Source organism: Microbacterium sp. ER1 (assembly GCF_023383675.1).
GTDB lineage: Bacteria > Actinomycetota > Actinomycetes > Actinomycetales > Microbacteriaceae > Microbacterium.
The window spans coordinates 131,657-151,037 of sequence record NZ_QCXO01000133.1 but is presented as its reverse complement, the minus strand read 5'-3'; the positions used below and the strand labels follow the sequence as shown (position 1 = coordinate 151,037).

Annotated in this window: 18 protein-coding genes; 11 read left to right on the top strand and 7 right to left on the bottom strand. The window is 72.2% G+C overall.

The features are described from left to right. The first annotated feature begins 14 nt into the window (after positions 1 to 14). Entirely contained in the window at positions 15 to 1,781 is a 1,767-nt protein-coding gene (locus BV453_RS08500; RefSeq protein ID WP_083370892.1) for a biotin carboxylase N-terminal domain-containing protein, read from the top strand. Between the two features lie 82 nt (positions 1,782 to 1,863). Here BV453_RS08500 and BV453_RS08495 read toward each other — a convergent pair whose 3' ends face one another. Further along, positions 1,864 to 3,312: an NAD(P)H-quinone dehydrogenase gene (locus tag BV453_RS08495; protein ID WP_025105680.1), complete on the bottom strand. Its 1,449-nt coding sequence runs from the start codon at positions 3,310 to 3,312 to the stop codon at positions 1,864 to 1,866. A 48-nt stretch (positions 3,313 to 3,360) separates the two neighbouring features. Between BV453_RS08495 and BV453_RS08490 the strand changes: the two genes are divergently transcribed. From BV453_RS08490 to BV453_RS08480, 3 genes are read left to right on the top strand one after another with little or no spacing between them, the layout of a single operon-like run. Next, complete coding sequence (locus BV453_RS08490; RefSeq protein WP_025105679.1) at positions 3,361 to 4,194, top strand: purine-nucleoside phosphorylase; 834 nt, start codon at positions 3,361 to 3,363, stop codon at positions 4,192 to 4,194. Next, positions 4,191 to 5,861, top strand: a complete 1,671-nt coding sequence (locus BV453_RS08485) for a phospho-sugar mutase (RefSeq protein WP_085606017.1) — start codon at positions 4,191 to 4,193, stop codon at positions 5,859 to 5,861. Before BV453_RS08490 ends, BV453_RS08485 begins: the two co-directional genes overlap by 4 nt. 2 nt (positions 5,862 to 5,863) lie before the next feature. Then, positions 5,864 to 6,127 (top strand): HPr family phosphocarrier protein, encoded by a 264-nt coding sequence (locus BV453_RS08480; RefSeq protein ID WP_025105677.1) that lies wholly within the window; start codon positions 5,864 to 5,866, stop codon positions 6,125 to 6,127. Between the two features lie 3 nt (positions 6,128 to 6,130). On the opposite strand, the gene BV453_RS08475 is transcribed toward BV453_RS08480, so the two are convergent. Further along, a complete protein-coding gene (locus tag BV453_RS08475) occupies positions 6,131 to 8,053 on the bottom strand; it encodes a PRD domain-containing protein (protein ID WP_249521363.1) in 1,923 nt (640 codons plus the stop codon). Between the two features lie 163 nt (positions 8,054 to 8,216). Here BV453_RS08475 and BV453_RS08470 point away from each other — a divergent pair, with 163 nt between their 5' ends. The 7 genes from BV453_RS08470 to BV453_RS08440 are packed head-to-tail and all read left to right on the top strand — an operon-like array spanning position 8,217 to position 14,491. Further along, the gene (locus BV453_RS08470) at positions 8,217 to 8,534 is read left to right on the top strand and encodes a PTS sugar transporter subunit IIB (RefSeq protein WP_025105675.1); all 318 of its coding nucleotides are present in this window, start codon (positions 8,217 to 8,219) and stop codon (positions 8,532 to 8,534) included. Continuing rightward, positions 8,531 to 8,812: an HPr family phosphocarrier protein gene (locus tag BV453_RS08465; RefSeq protein WP_062636567.1), complete on the top strand. Its 282-nt coding sequence runs from the start codon at positions 8,531 to 8,533 to the stop codon at positions 8,810 to 8,812. The genes BV453_RS08470 and BV453_RS08465 overlap by 4 nt, the downstream gene beginning before the upstream one ends. Then, on the top strand, positions 8,809 to 10,494 hold the full coding sequence (ptsP, locus tag BV453_RS08460) for a phosphoenolpyruvate--protein phosphotransferase (protein ID WP_082758338.1): 1,686 nt from the start codon (positions 8,809 to 8,811) through the stop codon (positions 10,492 to 10,494). The genes BV453_RS08465 and ptsP overlap by 4 nt, the downstream gene beginning before the upstream one ends. After that, positions 10,491 to 12,125, top strand: coding sequence for a PTS mannitol transporter subunit IICB (locus tag BV453_RS08455; protein WP_025105672.1), 1,635 nt, complete (start codon positions 10,491 to 10,493; stop codon positions 12,123 to 12,125). Before ptsP ends, BV453_RS08455 begins: the two co-directional genes overlap by 4 nt. Next, a complete protein-coding gene (locus tag BV453_RS08450) occupies positions 12,122 to 12,556 on the top strand; it encodes a PTS sugar transporter subunit IIA (protein ID WP_025105671.1) in 435 nt (144 codons plus the stop codon). The genes BV453_RS08455 and BV453_RS08450 overlap by 4 nt, the downstream gene beginning before the upstream one ends. Continuing rightward, positions 12,553 to 13,707 (top strand): mannitol-1-phosphate 5-dehydrogenase, encoded by a 1,155-nt coding sequence (locus BV453_RS08445; RefSeq protein WP_249521362.1) that lies wholly within the window; start codon positions 12,553 to 12,555, stop codon positions 13,705 to 13,707. Before BV453_RS08450 ends, BV453_RS08445 begins: the two co-directional genes overlap by 4 nt. Positions 13,708 to 13,744: 37 nt before the next feature. Further along, complete coding sequence (locus BV453_RS08440) at positions 13,745 to 14,491, top strand: alpha/beta hydrolase (RefSeq protein WP_249521361.1); 747 nt, start codon at positions 13,745 to 13,747, stop codon at positions 14,489 to 14,491. Here the strand turns inward: BV453_RS08440 and BV453_RS08435 are convergent. Genes BV453_RS08435 through BV453_RS08415 form a run of 5 tightly spaced genes read right to left on the bottom strand, consistent with a single transcriptional unit; the run spans position 14,488 to position 19,365 of the window. Continuing rightward, the gene (locus BV453_RS08435) at positions 14,488 to 15,357 is read right to left on the bottom strand and encodes a carbohydrate kinase family protein (protein WP_025105668.1); all 870 of its coding nucleotides are present in this window, start codon (positions 15,355 to 15,357) and stop codon (positions 14,488 to 14,490) included. The genes BV453_RS08440 and BV453_RS08435 overlap by 4 nt on opposite strands. A gap of 27 nt (positions 15,358 to 15,384) precedes the next feature. Beyond that, a complete protein-coding gene (locus BV453_RS08430) occupies positions 15,385 to 16,491 on the bottom strand; it encodes a polysaccharide deacetylase family protein (RefSeq protein WP_249521360.1) in 1,107 nt (368 codons plus the stop codon). 1 nt (position 16,492) lies between these two features. Continuing rightward, complete coding sequence (locus BV453_RS08425; protein ID WP_249521359.1) at positions 16,493 to 17,608, bottom strand: adenosine deaminase; 1,116 nt, start codon at positions 17,606 to 17,608, stop codon at positions 16,493 to 16,495. 48 nt (positions 17,609 to 17,656) lie between these two features. Continuing rightward, complete coding sequence (locus BV453_RS08420) at positions 17,657 to 18,970, bottom strand: thymidine phosphorylase (protein ID WP_025105665.1); 1,314 nt, start codon at positions 18,968 to 18,970, stop codon at positions 17,657 to 17,659. Beyond that, complete coding sequence (locus BV453_RS08415; RefSeq protein ID WP_025105664.1) at positions 18,967 to 19,365, bottom strand: cytidine deaminase; 399 nt, start codon at positions 19,363 to 19,365, stop codon at positions 18,967 to 18,969. Before BV453_RS08415 ends, BV453_RS08420 begins: the two co-directional genes overlap by 4 nt. Between the last annotated feature and the right edge of the window lie 16 nt (positions 19,366 to 19,381).

Below are 19,381 nucleotides of genomic sequence, written 5' to 3'. Positions count from 1 at the left end.
CTAGGCTGGCAACCATGCCTGAAATCGCGAAGGTGCTCGTCGCCAACCGCGGCGAGATCGCCGTCCGCATCGTCCGTGCCGCTCGTGACTCCGGGATCGCCTCGGTCGCCGTCTACGCCGACCAGGACAGGGACGCGCTGCATGTGCGCCTGGCCGACGAGGCGTATGCGCTCGGTGGCGCGACCAGCGCCGAGACGTACCTCCAGATCGAGAAGATCCTCTCCGTCGCCCGCCGCGCCGGTGCCGACGCCGTGCACCCCGGCTATGGCTTCCTCGCAGAGAACGCCGAATTCGCGCGCGCGGTGATCGACGCCGGGATGATCTGGATCGGCCCCTCCCCGGAGGCGATCGAGGCGCTCGGCGACAAGGTCACCGCCCGCCACGTGGCCGAGAAGGTCGGCGCGCCCCTCGCGCCCGGCACCCCCGGCCCGGTTTCCGGTGCCGACGAGGTCGTCGCCTTCGCCCAGGAGTACGGTCTGCCGATCGCGATCAAGGCGGCCTACGGCGGCGGCGGACGCGGCCTCAAGGTCGCCCGCGAGCTCGACGAGGTCGAGGAGCTGTTCGAATCCGCCACCCGCGAGGCCGTCGCCGCCTTCGGCCGCGGCGAGTGCTTCGTGGAGAAGTACCTCGACAAGCCCCGCCACGTCGAGACCCAGTGCCTCGCCGACGCCGAGGGCAACGTCGTCATCATCTCGACCCGCGACTGCTCGCTGCAGCGCCGGCACCAGAAGCTCGTGGAGGAGGCACCGGCCCCGTTCCTCACGCCCGAGCAGAACGAGAAGCTCTACTCGGCCTCCAAGGCCATCCTCAAGGAGGTCGGCTACGTCGGCGCGGGCACGTGCGAGTTCCTCATCGGCGCCGACGGCACGGTCTCCTTCCTCGAGGTGAACACCCGCCTCCAGGTCGAGCACCCGGTGTCCGAGGAGGTCACCGGGATCGACCTCGTCCGCGAGCAGTTCCGCATCGCCGCCGGTGGCACGATCGACTACGACGACCCCCAGCCGCAGGGTCACTCCATCGAGTTCCGCATCAACGGCGAGGACCCGGGTCGCGGGTTCCTCCCCCAGCCCGGCCCCATCCACGTCTTCAAGACCTTCGGCGGCCCCGGCATCCGCCTCGACTCCGGCGTCACCGCCGGGGACGCGGTGTCCGGCGCGTTCGACTCGCTGCTCGCCAAGATCATCGTCACCGGCAAGGACCGCGCCGAGGCCCTGGAGCGCGCGCGTCGGGCCCTCGACGAGTTCGAGGTCGCCGGTCTGCCCACCGTCATCCCCTTCCACCGCAAGGTCGTCCGCGACCCCGCCTTCACGGCCGAGGACGGGACGTTCGGGGTGTACACGCGCTGGATCGAGACCGAGTTCGACAACGACATCCCCGCGTGGGACGGCGAGCTCGAGGCGCCGGCTCCGGCAAACGCCCGGCACACCGTGGTCGTCGAGGTCGGCGGCAAGCGCCTCGAGGTCAGCCTGCCCGATCGCGTCGCGGTCGCGCCCGGCACCACCGGCCGCCCGGCGGCCGTCCCGCCGTCGCGCCGCAGCCACGCCACGGTCGCCAACGCCGGTGCGTCCGGTGACGCGGTGAAGTCGCCGATGCAGGCCACGGTCGTCAAGGTCGCGGTCGAGGAGGGGCAGCAGGTCGTCAAGGGCGACCTCGTCGTCGTCCTCGAGGCGATGAAGATGGAGCAGCCGCTGCAGGCGCACAAGGACGGCGTGGTGGGCAACATCGACGCCGCCGCGGGCACCACGGTCTCCGCCGGCCACCAGCTCCTCACGATCTCCTGACCCCGAGACCCCGCTTTCACGCCGAGACCCCGGGCTGCAGATGTCTGCAGCCCGGGGTCTCGGCGATTGCGCGGGGTCTCGGTCAGGAGATGTTCACGAGGTGCATCGCGCGGCTCGCGTCGGTGATGCTGCTCGAGAGCGAGGGGTACGCGGCGAAGACCCGCGAGACCTGGTCCACGGTGAGGCGACGCTCGACCGCGATCGCGATGGGGTAGATCAGCTCCGAGGCCTTCGGCGCCACGATCACGCCGCCGATCACCGTGCCGGAGCCCTTGCGGGCGATGAGCTTGACGAAGCCGTCCTTGATGCCCATCATCTTCGCGCGCGGGTTGGCGGCGAGCGGGAGCTTGTAGACCATGCCGTCGGCGAGGCCGTCCTCCACGTCCTTGACGCCGTAGCCGACGGTCGCGATCTCCGGCGCCGTGAAGATGTTGGAGGTGATCTTGATGAGCTCGAGGGGGATGACGATGTCCCCCAGCGCGTGGAACACCGCCGTCCGCCCCTGCATCGAGGCCACCGAGGCCAGAGGGAAGAAGTTCGTGCAGTCCCCGACCGCGTACACGTTCGGCACCGAGGTGCGCGCGACGCGGTTCACCCGGACGTGACCGGAGTCGTCGAGCTCGACGCCGGCCTCCTCCAGGCCGATGCCCGCGGTGTTCGGGATGGAGCCGACAGCCATGAGGCAGTGGCTGCCCTCGACGGTGCGACCGTCCGACAGGGTCACGGTGACGCCGTCGCCTGTGACCTCGACCTTCTCGGCCCGCGACTTGGACAGCACCTGCATGCCGCCGCGCTTGAACACCTTCTCCAGCACGCGCGCCGCATCCTGGTCCTCGCCGGGGAGGACCTGCTCGCGGCTGGAGACGAGCGTGACCTTCGCCCCGAGGTTCATGTAGGCGGACGCGAACTCCGCGCCGGTCACGCCGGAGCCGACGACGATGAGGTGCTCGGGCAGCGCCTTCATGTCGTAGAGCTGGGTCCATGTGAGGATGCGCTTGCCGTCGGGCTTGGCGGAGTCGAGCTCGCGCGGCGAGGCGCCGACCGCGACGACGATGGTGTCGGCCTCGACGCGGTCGAAGTCCGTGCCCCGCTCGCCCGTGGAGACGACGATCGCGTTCGGACCCTCCAGCCGGCCGTGACCGGAGAGGATCCGCACGCCCGCGTCGAGGAGGGTGGTGCGCATGTCCTCGGACTGCTGACCGGCCAGCGCCACGAGGCGCTTGTTCACGGCGGCGAGGTTGATGGCGATCTCCGGCTTGAGCGGCTTGCCGTTCTCGCCCTTGGCGTAGAAGTTCACGCCCAGGTCGCTGGCCTCGGAGATGGCGACAGCGGCGTCCGCCGTCGCGATGAGGCTCTTCGACGGCACGACGTCGGTGAGCACGGCCGAACCGCCGACACCGACGCGCTCGACGAGGGTGACCTCCGCTCCGAGCTGGGCGGCCGCCAGGGCCGCCTCGTAACCGCCGGGTCCGCCGCCGAGGACGGCGACGCGCTGAGTGCGCTCGAAAGTGGTGGAAGACATGCTCTCCATTCTTCCGCAATCCTGGCACCGGAGCCTGCCACTTCCTAGAGTGGATCCATGCCTGAAACCCACAGCAACCCCCTCGACGACCCCGCTGCGAACCCGTTCGAGGTCGCAGCCGAAGCCGCCGCCGACATCGCGCGGCTGACCGGCGTCGAGAAGCACGACATCGCCCTCACGCTCGGCAGCGGCTGGGGCAAGGCGGCCGACCTCATCGGCGAGACCGTCGCGACCATCCCCGCGACCGAGGTCACCGGATTCTCGAAGCCCGCTCTGGAGGGCCACGTCGGCACCCTGCGCAGCATCCGGACGCCGGGCGGGAAGAACGTCCTCGTCATCGGCGCCCGCACGCACTACTACGAGAACCACGGCGTGCGCCGGGTCGTGCACAGCGTCCGCACCGCCGCGGCGACCGGGGCGAAGATCATGGTCCTCACCAACGGCGCCGGCGGCATCCGCGAGACGTGGAAGCCCGGTCAGCCCGTGCTCATCAGCGACCACATCAACCTCACCGCCGACTCCCCGCTCGAGGGCGCGACGTTCATCGACCTCACCGACCTGTATGCGAAGCGCCTGCGCGACATCGCCCGCACGGTCGACCCCACGCTCGACGAGGGCGTCTACACGCAGTTCCGCGGCCCGCACTACGAGACCCCGGCCGAGGTGCAGATGGCGAAGCACATCGGCGGGCACATCGTCGGCATGTCCACCGCGCTCGAGGCGATCGCCGCGCGCGAGGCCGGCATGGAGATCCTCGGGTTCTCGCTCATCACGAACCTCGCCGCCGGCATCCAGCAGACGCCGCTCAGCCACGCCGAGGTCATCGAAGCCGGACGCGAGGCGGAGCCGGTGATCTCCGCCCTGCTGGCCCGGGTGGTCGAGGCCCTGTGAGCGAGGAGCGGCTCGCCCAGGCCCGCGCCTGGCTGCGCCAGGACCCGGATCCGCAGACCCGCGACGAGCTCGCCGGCATCGTCACCCGGGCCGCCTCCGGGGACGAGGCCGCCGTGGCGGAGCTCGACGACCGCTTCGGCAGCCGTCTCGCGTTCGGGACGGCGGGACTGCGCGGCGCCCTCGGGGCTGGGAGCAACCGGATGAACCGGGTGCTCGTCTCCCAGGCCGCGGCGGGCTTCGCGGCGTACCTGCGCGAGCGGGCCGCCGGGGCGACGCCGACGGTCGTGATCGGCTACGACGGACGCCGGAACTCCCGGGTGTTCGCCCAGGACTCCGCGGAACTGTTCGCCGGGGCCGGCCTGCGCGCGATCCTGCTCCCCCGCCTGCTGCCGACGCCCGTGCTGGCCTTCGCCGTGCGGCACCTCGGCGCCGATGCGGGCGTGATGGTGACCGCGAGCCACAACCCGCCGGACGACAACGGCTACAAGGTGTACCTCGGCGGCGCGGATGCCGGCTCGCAGATCGTCGCTCCCGCCGACGCCGAGATCGCCGCCCACATCCAGCGGGTCGCGAACAGCGGCGACGTGCGGGCTCTGCCGCGGTCCACCGCCTACGAGACCGCGGGCGAGGATCTCGTCCAGGCCTACGTCGCCGCCACCGCCGCCGTCGCCCCGGCGCCCGCGGGGGCCCGCCGCCTGCGCTGGGTCTACACCGCGATGCACGGCGTCGGCTGGGAGACGGTCGCCCGCATCCTCGATGCCGCCGGCTACCCGCGACCGATCGTGGTCGACGAGCAGCTGCATCCGGACGCGACGTTCCGCACGGTCTCCTTCCCGAACCCGGAGGAGCCGGGGGCCATGGATCTCGCGTTCGCCAGGGCCAGGAGGGCGAAGGCGGACTTCATCCTCGCGAACGATCCGGACGCCGACCGCCTCGCCGTGGCCATCCCGGACGAGACCTCCGCGGACGGCTGGCGCCGTCTCACGGGCAACGAGGTCGGCCTGCTGCTCGGTGCCCGCGCCGCGCGCGCCGCGGACGGCACCCCGGGCGCCTCGCTCGCCTGCTCGCTCGTCTCCTCCCCCGGGCTCGGCGCCATCGCCGCGCAGCACGGGCTGGACTTCCACGAGACGCTCACCGGGTTCAAGTGGATCTCCCGGGCCCCTGGCATCGTCTTCGGCTTCGAGGAGGCCCTGGGCTACCTCGTCAACCCCGAGACCGTGCGCGACAAGGACGGCATCTCCGCCGCGGTCGCCGTGCTCGGCCTGGCCGCCGAGGCCCAGGAGCGCGGGCTCACCCTCGCCGACCTCGTCCGCGAGGTGGGCGACACGTACGGGCACTTCGCGAGCGCGCAGGTGTCGGTCCGGGTGGCGGATCTGTCGCTCATCGGCACGGTGATGCTGTCGCTGCGCTCGCTTCCGCCCACGCAGATCGCGGGGCGTTCGATCGCGTCGGCCGAGGACCTGCTGCAGAGCGCTCCGGGGCAGCCCTCCGGAGACGTGCTGCGGTACCGGCTCTCGGACGGCTCGCGGGTGATCGTCCGGCCGAGCGGCACGGAGCCGAAGCTCAAGGTGTACATCGACGCCACGGGTGATTCCGCCGAGGCGGCCGCAACGGCCGTCGCCGAGCTGGAGGCGGGCGTCCGGGTCCTCCTGGACGAGCGCTCCTGACCATGCCCGTCCGCCACGTCGTCGTCAGCGCCCACAACGGCGTGCACGCACGACCGGTCGCGGAGCTCGTGCGCCTCGCGCAGGCGCACGAGCTCCCGGTCACGCTGCGCACCGCGGACGGCGCGGCCGTGGATCTGCGCAGCGTCCTCGCGGTGATGGACCTCGCCCTCGCGCCCGGAGACGTCGTGACGCTGGAGACGCCGGCCGGCCCGGCATCGGAGAGCGTCCTCGACCAGCTCGCCCTGGTGCTGGCCCCCGACGCCTGAGCCTCAGCCGTCGATCACGGCGACGAGCTCGTCGAGGAAGCCCTCGAAGGTCGCGCTGCGCCGGACGATCCGCTGCACGCTCTCGCGCTCGCTGAACACCTCCACGAGCTGCTCGAACACGGTCTGGAAGGCGGCGCGGTCGCTCTCGCTGAAGGCGGCCAGCGCGACGACCTGCACGCGTCCCTCGCCCCAGGCCGCCGACCCCTCCGCCACGCCGAGTGCGATCGCCGTGCGGGCCGCGGTCATCTGCAGCGCATGCGGCACGGCCAGCGCGTCGGTGAACGCCGTGGAGGACATGCGCTCCCGGACGATCGTGTTCTCCACGTAGTCGTCGCCGATCAGGCCGGCCCGCACGAGCGGCGCGCCGAGCCGCCGGATGATGGCCTCCTCCCCGTCGTCCGGAAGAGGATGCACGAAGGCGTCGGGGTGGAAGTAGCGCGCGAGCTCCTCTCGGAGCCGGGCCAGCCGCCGCCCCCGGCGCAGACGCCCGGCGGCCTGCTGGATGCGGTCGACGTCCGCGTCCGTGAGGAACGGCTGGATGCGCACGAACCGGTCGCCCGAGGCCCCGGGCTCGATCGTGCTCAGCACCAGGTCGGTGTCGAACGACGCCCAGTCCGGGTCGACGTTCGTGACGACGCTGGTGACCTCGATCGCGGAGCCCAGCGAACGGTCCACGCTCGAGCGCAGGAGTTCGTGGAGCTCGTAGTAGCCGGGGCAGACGATGGTCGCGGTGAGGATGGACTCCGCCTTGCGGCTCCGTTCCAGCCGGCCCCCGACGTGCATGGCGATGTAGGCGATCTCGTCGTCGTGGATGGGCGTGCCGAGCCGGTCGTGCAGACCGCTCGCGATCGACACCGCGACCTCGAAGATCATCGGGTAGGTCGTCTTCAGCGAGCGGGTCAGCGGATTGCGGGTGAGGGCGCTCTCCTCGGCGCGGCGCAGGAGGTTCTGCACGTGCAGCGCGAGACGGAGCACGAAGGTCTCGTCGACGAGGTCGACGCGGTAGTCCTCCGCGGCCCGCGCGATCTCCGCGCGGACCGCCGCCTCCACGTCCGGGGCGACGCCGCTGCGGGCGAGCTCCTGCGCCGCCTCGCCACCGGGGGCGACGATCCGGGTGAGGACCAGGGAGGCGAGGTGACCGCTGTCGCCCTCGCCCAGGACCACAGTGAAGTGCTCGGCCGCGAGGCGGGCGATCACCGCGCCCACCCGCGGGATCTCCGGTCGGGCTCCCACCGGCGGCGCGTCGAGGGCGCGCCCGGCGGCCACCCGCTCGGCGGCGATCGCGATGTGCAGCAGCACGTCGGCGATCGCGAGTTCGTTGACGTAGTAGCCGAGCTCGCCGAGCTCTCCCACCAGGGCGGACTTGAAGGGTCCCACCGCCCGCGCATCCACCGCCGTGCCGGAGAGGGCCCGCCGGAAGATCTCGGGGTGGAAGGAGGCGTCGTCCATCTCGTCGTGCGCGAGGCGGCTGAGCAGCCGGCGCTGGGCGGCCTCGTCTCCGCGGAGCCGCACCCGCTCCCGTGCGCGTTCGAGCGTCAGGTCGGTGCCGTCGAGGAGGCCGCGCACCCGCACGAGGTCCGCCTCCAGCGTCGCTTCGCTCACATGCAGGGCGTCCGCGGTGTCGAAGACGTCGATCCCCTCCTCCGCGTCCAGCAGCAGCCGGACCAGGGCGTGCAGCCGTTCGCGGGGCGCGGAGTCGCCGCCCTGCCGCACCCGGAGCGCACCGCGGGCACCGGGGCCCGCCCGATAGCCCGCCGGGCCGGACTCGACGACCGCGGCGCCGGGCGTGCGGGCGTTCAGGGCCGCGACGTAGGAACGGATGCTGCGGGGCGTCACGCCGAGGAGGTCGGCCAGCGTGCCCGCGGTCGCCCAGCCCTCCTCGCGCAGCAGGGCGGCGAGGAGCTGGTCCTGACGCTGGCGCGACATGATCCCTCCGAGTTCCCGTGCTGACGGCACTGTCCGACTGCTCTCCATGATGACAGCCTCCGGCGACAGGGGCGCGGCGAGCAGGGTTCCGCAGGGGCGGAAGAGAACGTGTTGGTGCCACCGCGGCCTGGTTTCCCAGACTGTTCTCAGGAAGGTGACATCGATGAGGATTCTCGTGGTCTGCGGCGCCGGGGCGTCGAGCACGTTCGTCGCCCAGCGCCTGCGCACCGCCGCCGCCGCGGCGGGACTGGACTGGGACGCGGACGCCGGCGTCGAGAGCACCGTCTCCCTCGGAGGGCACGACCTCGTCCTCGTGGGCCCACACCTCCGCGAGCGCCTCGGCGCCATCCGCGACCTGACCCGCGCGCCCGTCGCGGTCTTGCCGGATGACGTGTTCGCCGATCGCGACGGCGGCCGCACGCTTCTCCTCGCCCAGTCGACCCTCGCCGCTGCCGGCGGGGCCCCGAAAGGAACACCATGACCGCCACCCGCACCGTACGCATCGGCTCCTCGCATGGACTGCACGCCCGGCCCGCCAAGATCTTCGCGCAGGCCGCGAAGGACTCCGGCCTCGCGGTCACGATCGCCAAGGACTCCGGCAAGCCGGTCAACGCCGCGAGCATCCTCGGGGTGATCGCCCTGGCCATCGAGCACGGCGACTACGTGACGCTCACGGCCGACGGCGACGGCGCAGAGGGGGTCCTGGACACGCTCACCGAGCTGCTGACCACCGACCACGACCAGGACGCCGCCGGATGAGCGCGCTGCGAGGGGTGGGCATCGGTCTCGGCGTCGCGCAGGGACCGGTCGTCCGCATGACTGAGGCGCTGCCCGCGCCCGAGAACACGCCGAGCACCGCGGGGGCGGACACCGAGCGTGCGCGGGTCCGCGAGGCCGTCGCCGTCGTGGCGCAGGAGCTGACCCAGCGCGGCGAGGCCGCCGGTGGTGCGGCGCAGGAGGTGCTCGAGGCGCAGGCGATGATCGCCGAGGACCCCACCCTGCAGGACGAGGTCGACAGCAGGATCGACGCCGGCGCCACCGCGGAGTGGGCCGTGCACGACGCCTTCGCGGGTTTCCGGGCCACGCTCGAAGCCGTCGGCGGCTACCTCGGTGAGCGCGCCGCCGATCTCGACGACATCGCGCAGCGGGTGCTCGCCCGGCTGCGCGGCGTGGAGGCCCCCGGCGTGCCCGACCCTGGGCACCCGTTCGTCCTCGTGGCGCGTGACCTCGCGCCCGCCGACACCGCACTGCTGAACCTCGACCAGGTGCTCGCCCTCGTCACCACCGACGGCGGCCCGACCTCCCACACGGCGATCCTCGCCAGGGAGAAGGGCATCGTGGCCGTGGTCGGCGTCGGCGACGGGCACGCCCTGACGACCGGGGAGACCGTGATCGTCGACGCGGCCGCGGGAGTCATCACCCGTGAGCCGACCGATGACGAGCGCGCCCGCGCCGCCGAGCGCGCCGCCGCCCGCCGCGCCGCCGACGACGCCCCGCTCACCCCCGGCGCCCTCGCCGACGGCACGCCGGTCGCGCTGCTCGCGAACCTGGGGAAGCCCGCCGACGCCGCCGACGCGGTCGCGCGGGGGGCCGAGGGCGTCGGCCTGTTCCGGACGGAGTTCCTGTTCCTCTCCGCGTCGCAGGCGCCGACGGTCGCCCAGCAGCGGGACGCCTACCGCGAGCTCCTGGAGGCCTTCCCCGGCAAGAAGGTCGTCGTGCGGATGCTCGACGCGGGGGCCGACAAGCCGCTGGCATTCCTCAACGACGCACACGAGGAGAACCCGGCCCTGGGATTGCGCGGCCTGCGGGCGCTCCGCGCGAGCGAGGACATCCTCCGCGAGCAGCTGACCGCGCTGGCCGAGGCCGACGCCGCGACCGACGCCGACCTGTGGGTCATGGCACCCATGGTGGCCACCGTCGAGGAGACCGTGTACTTCACCGGTCTCGCCCGCGAGTACGGGCTGAAGACAGCCGGCGTCATGGTCGAGGTGCCCTCCAGCGCCTTGCTCGCCGACCGGGTGCTCGCGCACGCCGACTTCGCATCCATCGGCACCAACGACCTCACGCAGTACACGATGGCCGCGGACCGGCTGCTCGGTTCCGTCGCGTCGTTCCAGGATCCCTGGCACCCCGCGGTGCTGCGCCTGGTGCGCGAGGTCGGTGCGGCCGGTGCCCGTCTCGGCAAGCCCGTCGGCATCTGCGGCGAGGCCGCGGCCGATCCGCTGCTCGCCGTCGTCCTCGTGGGCCTCGGTGCGACGAGCCTGTCCATGGCACCGTCCGCCCTCGCCGACGTCCGCCAGGCGCTCGCCGCCCGGACTCGCGACGATGCCCTCCGTCTCGCGGAAGCCGCGCTCGGCGCGGACGACGCCCCCTCCGCCCGCACCGCTGCGGCGACCCTCGCCGCGGCACTCCCCCCTCATCAGAAAGAGACCACATCATGACGACGACGTCACCCGCCGCCACCGCCCCCGGTGGCCTCCGCGTGGGCGTGCAGCGTTTCGGCACGTTCCTCTCCGGCATGATCATGCCGAACATCGCGGCCTTCATCGCCTGGGGCTTCATCACGATGCTCTTCATCCCGAAGGGTTTCTTCGGGGCCGAGAGCCCGTTCGGCTGGCACTGGGCCGGCGTCGCCGAGATCATCGGCGGCGGCGGCGACTCCGCCGTCCTCGGCTGGCAGGGCGCGATGACCGCGGTCGCCGAGGGCGCGGACGGCAACATCCTGGCCTACGTGGGCCTGGTCGGCCCGATGGTCACCTACCTGCTGCCCCTCCTGATCGCGAACACGGCCGGACGCATGGTCTACGGCGAGCGCGGCGGCGTGGTCGCCACGATCGCGACCGTCGGCGTGATCGTCGGGACGAACATCCCGATGTTCCTCGGCGCCATGATCATGGGCCCGATCGCCGCGTGGATCATGAAGCAGGTCGACAAGCTGTGGGACGGCAAGATCCGCCCCGGCTTCGAGATGCTCGTCAACAACTTCTCCGCCGGCATCCTCGGCATGATCCTCGCCATCGTCGGGTTCTTCGCCTTCGGCCCGGTCATGCTCGGCATCAGCGCCGCGCTGGGGGCGGCCGTCGACTGGCTCGTCTCGCTCAACCTGCTGCCGCTCGTGTCGATCATCGTCGAGCCGGCCAAGGTGCTGTTCCTCAACAACGCCATCAACCACGGCGTGTTCACCCCGCTGGGGATCGAGCAGGCCGCGGAGACGGGCAAGTCGATCCTCTTCCTCATCGAGGCGAACCCCGGCCCCGGCCTCGGTCTGCTGCTCGCCTTCACCTTCTTCGGGGTCGGCGCGGCGAAGGCCTCCGCTCCCGGTGCCGCCATCATCCAGTTCTTCGGCGGCATCCACGAGATCTACTTCCCGTACGCGCTCAGCAAGCCGACCACGATCCTCGCGCTCATCGCGGGTGGAGCGGCCGGTGTGACCACCAACATGGTCCTCGGCGGCGGGCTCGCCTTCCCGGCGGCCCCGGGCAGCATCATCGCCGTGACCGCCGCGGCCATCGGGCCAGGCGTCGCCAACCTCCTCGTCGTCTACCTCTCGGTCATCATCGCGGCGACCGTGACGTTCCTCATCACCGGCGTCATCCTGCGGGCCTCGCGCAAGCGCGACCTCGCCGCCGAGGGCGACGCGTTCGGGGCGGCCATCGCACAGACCGAGGCGAACAAGGGCAAGTCGTCCGCGGCGATGGACGCCCTGCGCACCTCGACCGCGACGACGGCTCCGGAGACCACGCCGGCTCCCGCCACCACCGCCGTCGCGGCGGCCCCGATCGAGACCATCGTGTTCGCGTGCGACGCCGGCATGGGCTCGTCCGCCATGGGTGCCAGCGTGCTCCGCAACAAGCTGAAGAAGGCCGGCATCGAGGGCGTCACCGTCACGAACGCCGCGATCGCCAACCTCGACGGCGCCGCCGACGTGGTCATCACGCAGCAGCAGCTCACCGACCGGGCCACGGCGAAGTCGCCGGACTCCCTGCACGTGTCGGTGGACAACTTCATGAACTCGCCGAAGTACGACGAGGTCGTCGAGATGGTCAAGGAACAGCGAAAGGACGAAGAATGAGCGTTCTCACTGCCGAGCAGGTCCGCATCCACCCGGGAGGCGCGTCGCGCGACGACGCCCTCCAGGAGGCGACGGACATCCTCGTCGCCGCCGGTGCGGTGACCCCGGCGTACGTCGACGCGATGCGCCAGCGCGAGGAGACGGTGTCGACGTACATGGGCAACGGCCTGGCCATCCCGCACGGCACGAACGAGGCGAAGGACGCCATCCTCGCCTCCGCCCTCTCCGTCGTCCGCTACGACGGCGGCGTCGACTGGGACGGCGAGCAGGCGCGGTTCGTGATCGGCATCGCCGGCGTCGGCGACGAGCACCTCGACATCCTGTCGCGCATCGCGATCCTCTTCTCCGAGGAGGACGACGTCGCCCGGCTGGAAGCGGCGGCGACGCCGGACGAGCTGTTCGCTCTCCTCTCGGAGGTGAACGAGGGATGAAGGCGGTCCACTTCGGGGCGGGCAACATCGGGCGCGGTTTCGTCGGCCTGCTCCTGCACGAGGGCGGTTACGAGGTCGTGTTCAGCGACGTCGCGGACGCGCTCGTGGAGGCGATCGACCGGGCGGATTCGTACACCGTGCACGAAGCCGGCCCCGGAGGGACCGACCACGTCGTCTCCGGGTTCCGTGCGGTGAACAGCCGCACGGACCCCGCCGTGGTCGCGGAGGAGGTGGCGACGGCCGACGTCGTCACGACCGCCGTGGGCCCCACCGTGCTGCGGTTCGTCGCCCCGTCGATCGTCGCCGGACTCGCGCTGCGCTCCCCCGAAGCCGCGCCGCTGCAGGTGATGGCCTGCGAGAACGCCATCGGCGCCACCGATCAACTGCGGCAGGAGATCGTCGCCGCGGCGGGGCCGGACGCCGATACGCTGCTCGGCCGCGCCGTGTTCGCGAACACCGCCGTCGACCGGATCGTGCCCGCGCAGCCGGAGGGCGGCGGCATCGACGTCACGGTGGAGCCGTACTTCGAGTGGGCGATCGAGGCCCGGCCGTTCGGCGACACCCCGCCGCGCATCCCCGGCGCCCACTTCGTCGACGACCTCGCTCCGTACATCGAGCGCAAGCTCTTCACGGTGAACACGGGTCATGCCGCCACCGCGTACTTCGGTGCACGGGCGGGCATCGAGCGGATCTCGGACGCCCTCGCGGACGAGGCGATCGCCGCGCAGGTCTCCGCCGCCCTGGAGGAGACCTCGGCGGTGCTGGTCGTCGAACACGGTCTCGACCCCACGGAGCTCGCGCAGTACCGCGCGACCATCCTCGAGCGGTTCCGCAATCCCGCGCTCGTGGACACCGTGCAGCGCGTCGGCCGGCAGCCGCTGCGGAAGATCTCCCGGCACGAGCGCTTCATCGGTCCCGCGGCGATGGCCGCCGAGCACGGGCTGTCGACGGACGCGCTCGTGGCGGCCGTCGCCGCCGCGCTGGAGTTCGACGACCCTGGCGACGAGCAGGCGGTCGAGCTGCAGACGCTGCTCCGCTCCGAAGACCCCGCAGGCTTCACCGTCCGCACCACGGGGCTCGATCCGGAGCACCCGCTCTTCGCCGCCGTCCGCGACGCCGTGGCACTCCGCCAGGCGGCACTCGCCGGCTGAGCGGACGCGGCGTCCGGACGGGAGTAGCGTTGCTGTTGTGCAGCAGAAGCCCCGACGCCGCGTCCTGAGACGAGTCCTGTGGAGTGTGGCGATCGTCCTCGTGCTCGCCGTCGGCGGGATCCTCGTGTGGAGCCAGGTCGGCGTCATGGCCGCGGAGCCCGAACCGCTCGCCGCCGTCCGGGAGAACCCCGCGATCACGGTGACCGATGCCGAGGAGGGGATCGTCCTGGAGCCTGCGGACGGCTCGTCCGACCGCGGACTCGTCTTCATCCCGGGGGCGAAGGTCGACCCGTGGGCCTACGCCTCGATCCTCCAAGGGATCGCGGAGGAGGGCACCACGGTCGTGATCACGCGGCCCTGGCTCAACCTCGCCTTCTTCGATCCCCGCGGCCTCGGCTCGTTCACGAGTGCCGCGCCCGACGTGGACACCTGGGCCGTGGGCGGCCACTCCCTCGGCGGGGTGCGCGCCTGCCAGCTCGCGACGGACGCCGATGCCCTCGTCCTCTTCGCCTCCTACTGCGCGACCGACCTCGCCGGAACCGACCTCCCGGTGCTCAGCGTCTCCGGCAGTGAGGACGGCCTCTCCACACCCGAGAAGATCGCGGACGCCCGCTCCGAGCTCCCCGCGGACGCCGAGTTCGTCGAGATCGACGGCGCCTCCCACGCCTCCTTCGGCGACTACGGGCCCCAGTCCGGTGACGGTACCCCGACCATCGACGACGACGAGATGCACGCCGAGGTCACCGAGGTCGTCGGCGGCTTCCTGGAGCAGATCGCTCCCTAGGCCGCCCGCGGATCCCCGAGGATGGGGTCGAGCAGCGGATGCAGGTGCCGGGTGGTGAGGACCCCGGCGGCAGACCGCGCGCCCGCCGAGAGCGCCGACGCCAGGTCCGCCCCCGCCAGCCGCGCGTCGAGGACTCCGGCCAGGAACGCGTCGCCCGCGCCATTGGTGTCGACGACGGTGGTCGGCAGCGCGGGCACCCGCAGCTCGGCGCCGTCCGCTCCGACCGCGACCGCTCCCTCCGCGCCGAGCGTGCACACCGCGAACGCCGCTCCCTCCGCGACGACGGCGCGGAGGAACTCCACCGGCGCGGCCAGCCGATCCGCGTTGCAGAAGACCGCCGCGGCCGCCGCCAGGAAGGGCCGGTGGTACCCGTCGACGCCGTCGTAGTCGTGCACGTCGACCCAGAGCGGCGTGCCACTGGCCGCCGCGAGCGGGAGCAGCCGCCGCGGCTCGGCGGCCAGATCGAGCACGACGGCGTCGGCCGCGGCCATCTCGGCGGCGTGCGCGGCGTCGTCCGCGCCTGTCGTCTCCGCTGGAGTGGAGAGGTACAGCGACACCCGGTCGCCCTGCGCCGTCATGAGGTTGAGGTGCCGCTCCGTGGTGCCGTCCGTCCACTGCGCGACCACCCCGGCCGCCTCCAGTGCCGCACGCACCCGGTGCCCCTCCTCGTCCTCCCCGGCGACGGCATGCAGCACGACGGATCGGCCGAGCGCCGTCAGGCTCAGCGCCTTGCCCGCACTCGTGCCGCCGACCGTCTCCCAGCTCGCCTGCGCGAACTGCATGTGCGGCACGGGCTCGGGGAGTCGGTCGAGGAGGACCATGCGGTTCCAGGAGGCGGGACCGGCGAGGAAGACGGAAGCGGGCATGCCCTCATCCTCGCGCCTCGTGCGGGGTCACCCGATGCGCGACACCAGGGCATCCAGGCCCATTCCGTAGTCGATGCGCACGACGGGGAGGGCCAGCTTGTCCGTCCCGATCACCACGTATCCGGGATCGATGGTCCGCGCCAGCTCGTAGCCCGCCTGGCGGACGCCCTCCTTCGCCGTGTCGTCGTAGTGGCCGAACGGGTAGGCCACCACCTCGCGGACGCCGAGCACGTCCCCCGACGTGGTGAGATCGGCGGCGATCTGCGCGGGCGTCCCGTTGACCATGCGTCCCCTGCCGTCCTCGCCGGCCTGATGCATGTCATGGGTGTGCGAGCGCCGCTGGACCCACGGCGAGGGCGCGGGGTCCTGACGATAGGCCGTGACCATGAACGAGGTGCTGAGGAGCCGGTGCGCGTCCACCACCGGCACCGCGAGGTCGAACCACGTCTGATCGGCGTCGTCGTCGGTGATGATGACGCTCCGCGCCGGGAGGGAGAGCCGCCCGTCGATGAACGCGCTGAGCTCGTCCCAGGTCGGCAGATAGAAGCCGGTGGTCGCGATGTGCGCCATGTGCGCCTCGAAGTCGCCGATGTACGCGTAATTGCCGCGAAGCCACCCCTTCTCCCCCGCCGGGTCGGCCGTGAACTGGTGGTACATCAGGATGGGCACGCGCACGCCCTCGGCCGCGTTCTCCTCGGGCGTCTTCCAGGCGGCGAAGAGCTCCGTCTGCTGCTGCTCGCACGCGACCGGATCCGCGCCGTTCACCCGAGCTTCCACCGTGAAGGCGGCGGCAGCGTCGGCGCTGGCGTACCAGCCCGCGAACACCCGACCGTCGAGCCGCGGGATCGGCAGCCCCCGATACGGCTCGTCCTGGAGCTGCAGCATCGGCGCGGTCGGCGCCCCCTCGCCGCGGAAGGTGACCGCGCACGCGCGGGGATCGTCCGCGTCCGCCAGGATCTGCTGCGACGGCGTGAGCGGAGGCGCCGTGACGCTGCCCTGGGCCTTCGGAATCCGCTCTTCCGGCGTGCGATGGAGCCCCGCGAACGCCGCGACGGCCCCTCCGACGATGACGACGGCGACGAGCGCGCCGACGACTCCGGCTCGTGAACGCGACGACCTCCCCCCGGAGCGCATGTCAGGCGTCGAAGCCCTCGGCGATCATCTCGACGAGTTCCTCCCGTTCCTCGACGGGGAGGAAGGCCGCGGCGGCGGCGTTGAACTGGAAGGCCTCGAGGTCGTCGAGGTCGTACTCGAAGGTCTGCACGAGGAGGGCCAGCTCCCTGGTGAGCGAGGTGGCGCTCATGGTGCGGTTGTCCACGTTCACGGTCACCGCGAAGCCGAGCTGGTAGAGCAGGTCGAACGGGTGATCGGCGAGCGTCTTGCCCCACGCGGCGACGGCCCCCGTCTGCAGGTTCGACGACGGGGAGAGCTCCAGCGGGATCTCCCGGTCGCGCACCCAGCGCGCGAGGTCGCCGAAGCGCACCTGCACCTCGTCGCCCTCCTGCGTGACGACCTCGAGGTCCTCCGCGATGCGGACGCCGTGTCCGAGCCGGAGCGCACGACCGTCCAGCAGGGCCGAGCGGATCGAGGCGAGGCCCGCCGCCTCGCCCGCGTGCACGGTCACCGGGAAGAAGTTCTCGGCGAGGTAGTCGAATGCCGCGCGGTGGTCGGACGGCGGGAAGCCGTCCTCGGGTCCGGCGATGTCGAAGCCGACGGCCCCCCGTCCGCGGAAGTCCACAGCGAGCTCGGCGATCTCCCTGGCGCGGTCGGTGTGCCGCATGGCGGTCAGGAGCTGTCCGACGCGGATGCTGCGAACGTCCCGGTCCGCCGCGTCCTCGCCCTCCTCGATCCCCTGCTGCACGGCCTCGACGGCGTCCTCCAGCGAGAGACCGCCGGCCTGGTGCTGTTCCGGTGCCCAGCGCACCTCGCCGTAGATGACGCCGTCGGCCGCGAGGTCCTGCACGAACTCGCGCGCCACCCGGGTCAGTCCCTCCCGGGTCTGCATGACCGCGGTGGTGAGCTCGAAGGTCTTCAGGTACTCCTCCAGCGACCCTGCGTCGCTCTTCGTCGCGAACCAGGAGCCGAGCGCCGCCGGGTCGGAGGCCGGGAGGTCGAGACCGATCGCGTCGGCGAGCTCGATGATCGTGGCCGGACGCACGGCGCCGTCCAGGTGGTCGTGCAGCGACACCTTCGGCAGACTCCGCAGGGAGACGCCCTGGATGGCGACGTCGCCGTTCGCATCGATCGACATGGGGATCCTCTCGGTCGCGGGGTGTCCGTCCAGGCTAGCGCCCGGGCCTCACGCCGTGATGCGCTCGCGGACGATCGGACCCACGGTCGGCGCCTCGTCGCCGAGCTCCCAGGCCCCTTCGAGTGCCTCGATGGCCCGGGGGAAGCGCGCCTCGTCCGCCGCCGACAGGGTGAACAGCGGCTGCCCGGCGGCGACCCGGTCGCCCGGCTTCGCGTGCAGGTCGATGCCCGCCTCGAAGATCACCGGGTCGTCGGCCCGCGCGCGGCCGGCGCCGAGACGCCACGCGGCGATGCCGAAGGGGAGCGCGTCCATCCGGGTCACGACGCCGTCCGCGGGCGCCGTGACGACGTGCGTCTCCCGCGCGACCGGGAGGGCCGCGTCGGGGTCGCCGTCCTGGGCGCGGATCATCGCCTTCCAGGTGTCCATGGCGCGGCCCTCGTCCAGCGCCGCCTCCACGTCCGCATCGGGCCGGCCGGCCAGGGCGAGCATCTCCCTGGCGAGCGCGATGGTCAGCTCCCGCACGTCGGCGGGTCCCCCGCCGGCGAGGATCTCGACCGACTCGCGGACCTCGTTGGCGTTGCCGATCGCGCGGCCCAGCGGGACGTTCATGTCGGTCAGCAGCGCCGTGGTGGCGACGCCGGAGTCGGTGCCGAGCGCGACCATCGTGCGGGCGAGCTCGCGGGCGCGGTCGATGTCCTGCATGAAGGCGCCGGAGCCGAACTTCACGTCCAGGACGAGGGCGTCGGTCCCCTCGGCGATCTTCTTCGACATGATGCTGGAGGCGATCAGCGGGATGGCCTCCACGGTGCCGGTCACGTCGCGGAGCGCGTAGAGCTTCTTGTCGGCGGGAGCGAGACCAGAGCCCGCGGCGCAGATCACGGCCCCGACGTCACCCTGCATCTGCGCGAACATCTCCTCGTTGCTGAGCGCCGCGCGCCAGCCGGGGATCGACTCCAGCTTGTCGAGCGTCCCGCCGGTGTGGCCGAGACCGCGGCCGCTGAGCTGCGGGACCGCCACGCCGAACGAGGCGACAAGCGGCGCGAGCGGCAGGGTGATCTTGTCGCCGACGCCGCCCGTGGAGTGCTTGTCCACGGTCTTCTTGCCGAGGGTCGCGAAGCTCATCCGCTCGCCGGACGCGATCATCGCATCGGTGAGCACGCGGATCTCGTCGCGCTCCATGCCGCGCTGGAAGATCGCCATCGCGAAGGAGGCCATCTGCGCGTCGGACACATAGCCGCGCGTGTAGGCGTCGACCATCCACCGCAGAGCGGGCTCGGGCACGACGCCCCCGTCGCGCTTGGCCCGGATCACATCGACCGCGTCGAACGGCTCGATGGCTCCCTGAGCCTGTCCAGCGGTCATCGTGCTTCCTCCAGGTCGCGCGGCCCGAACGCATCGGGCAGCACCTCGTCGATCGTGCGGATGCCGGAGACCGTCTCCAGCAGCATGCCGGGTACGGCGTGCTCGAACAGCAGCTGCCGGCATCGGCCGCAGGGCATGATGGTCTCGCCGTCGTTGTTCACGCACACGAAGGCGACGAGCTGGCCGCCGCCGGACATGAACAGGTCGCCCACGAGCGCGCACTCGGCGCACAGCGTGACGCCGTACGAGGCGTTCTCGACGTTGCAGCCGGCCACGATCCGCCCGTCGCTGACGAGCGCCGCCGCCCCCACGCGGTAGCGCGAGTACGGCGCGTACGCCTTGGTCATGGCCTCAGCGGCGACCTGGCGCAGCTCGTCCCAGTCGATGTCCGTCATGGTGATGGTTCCTTCT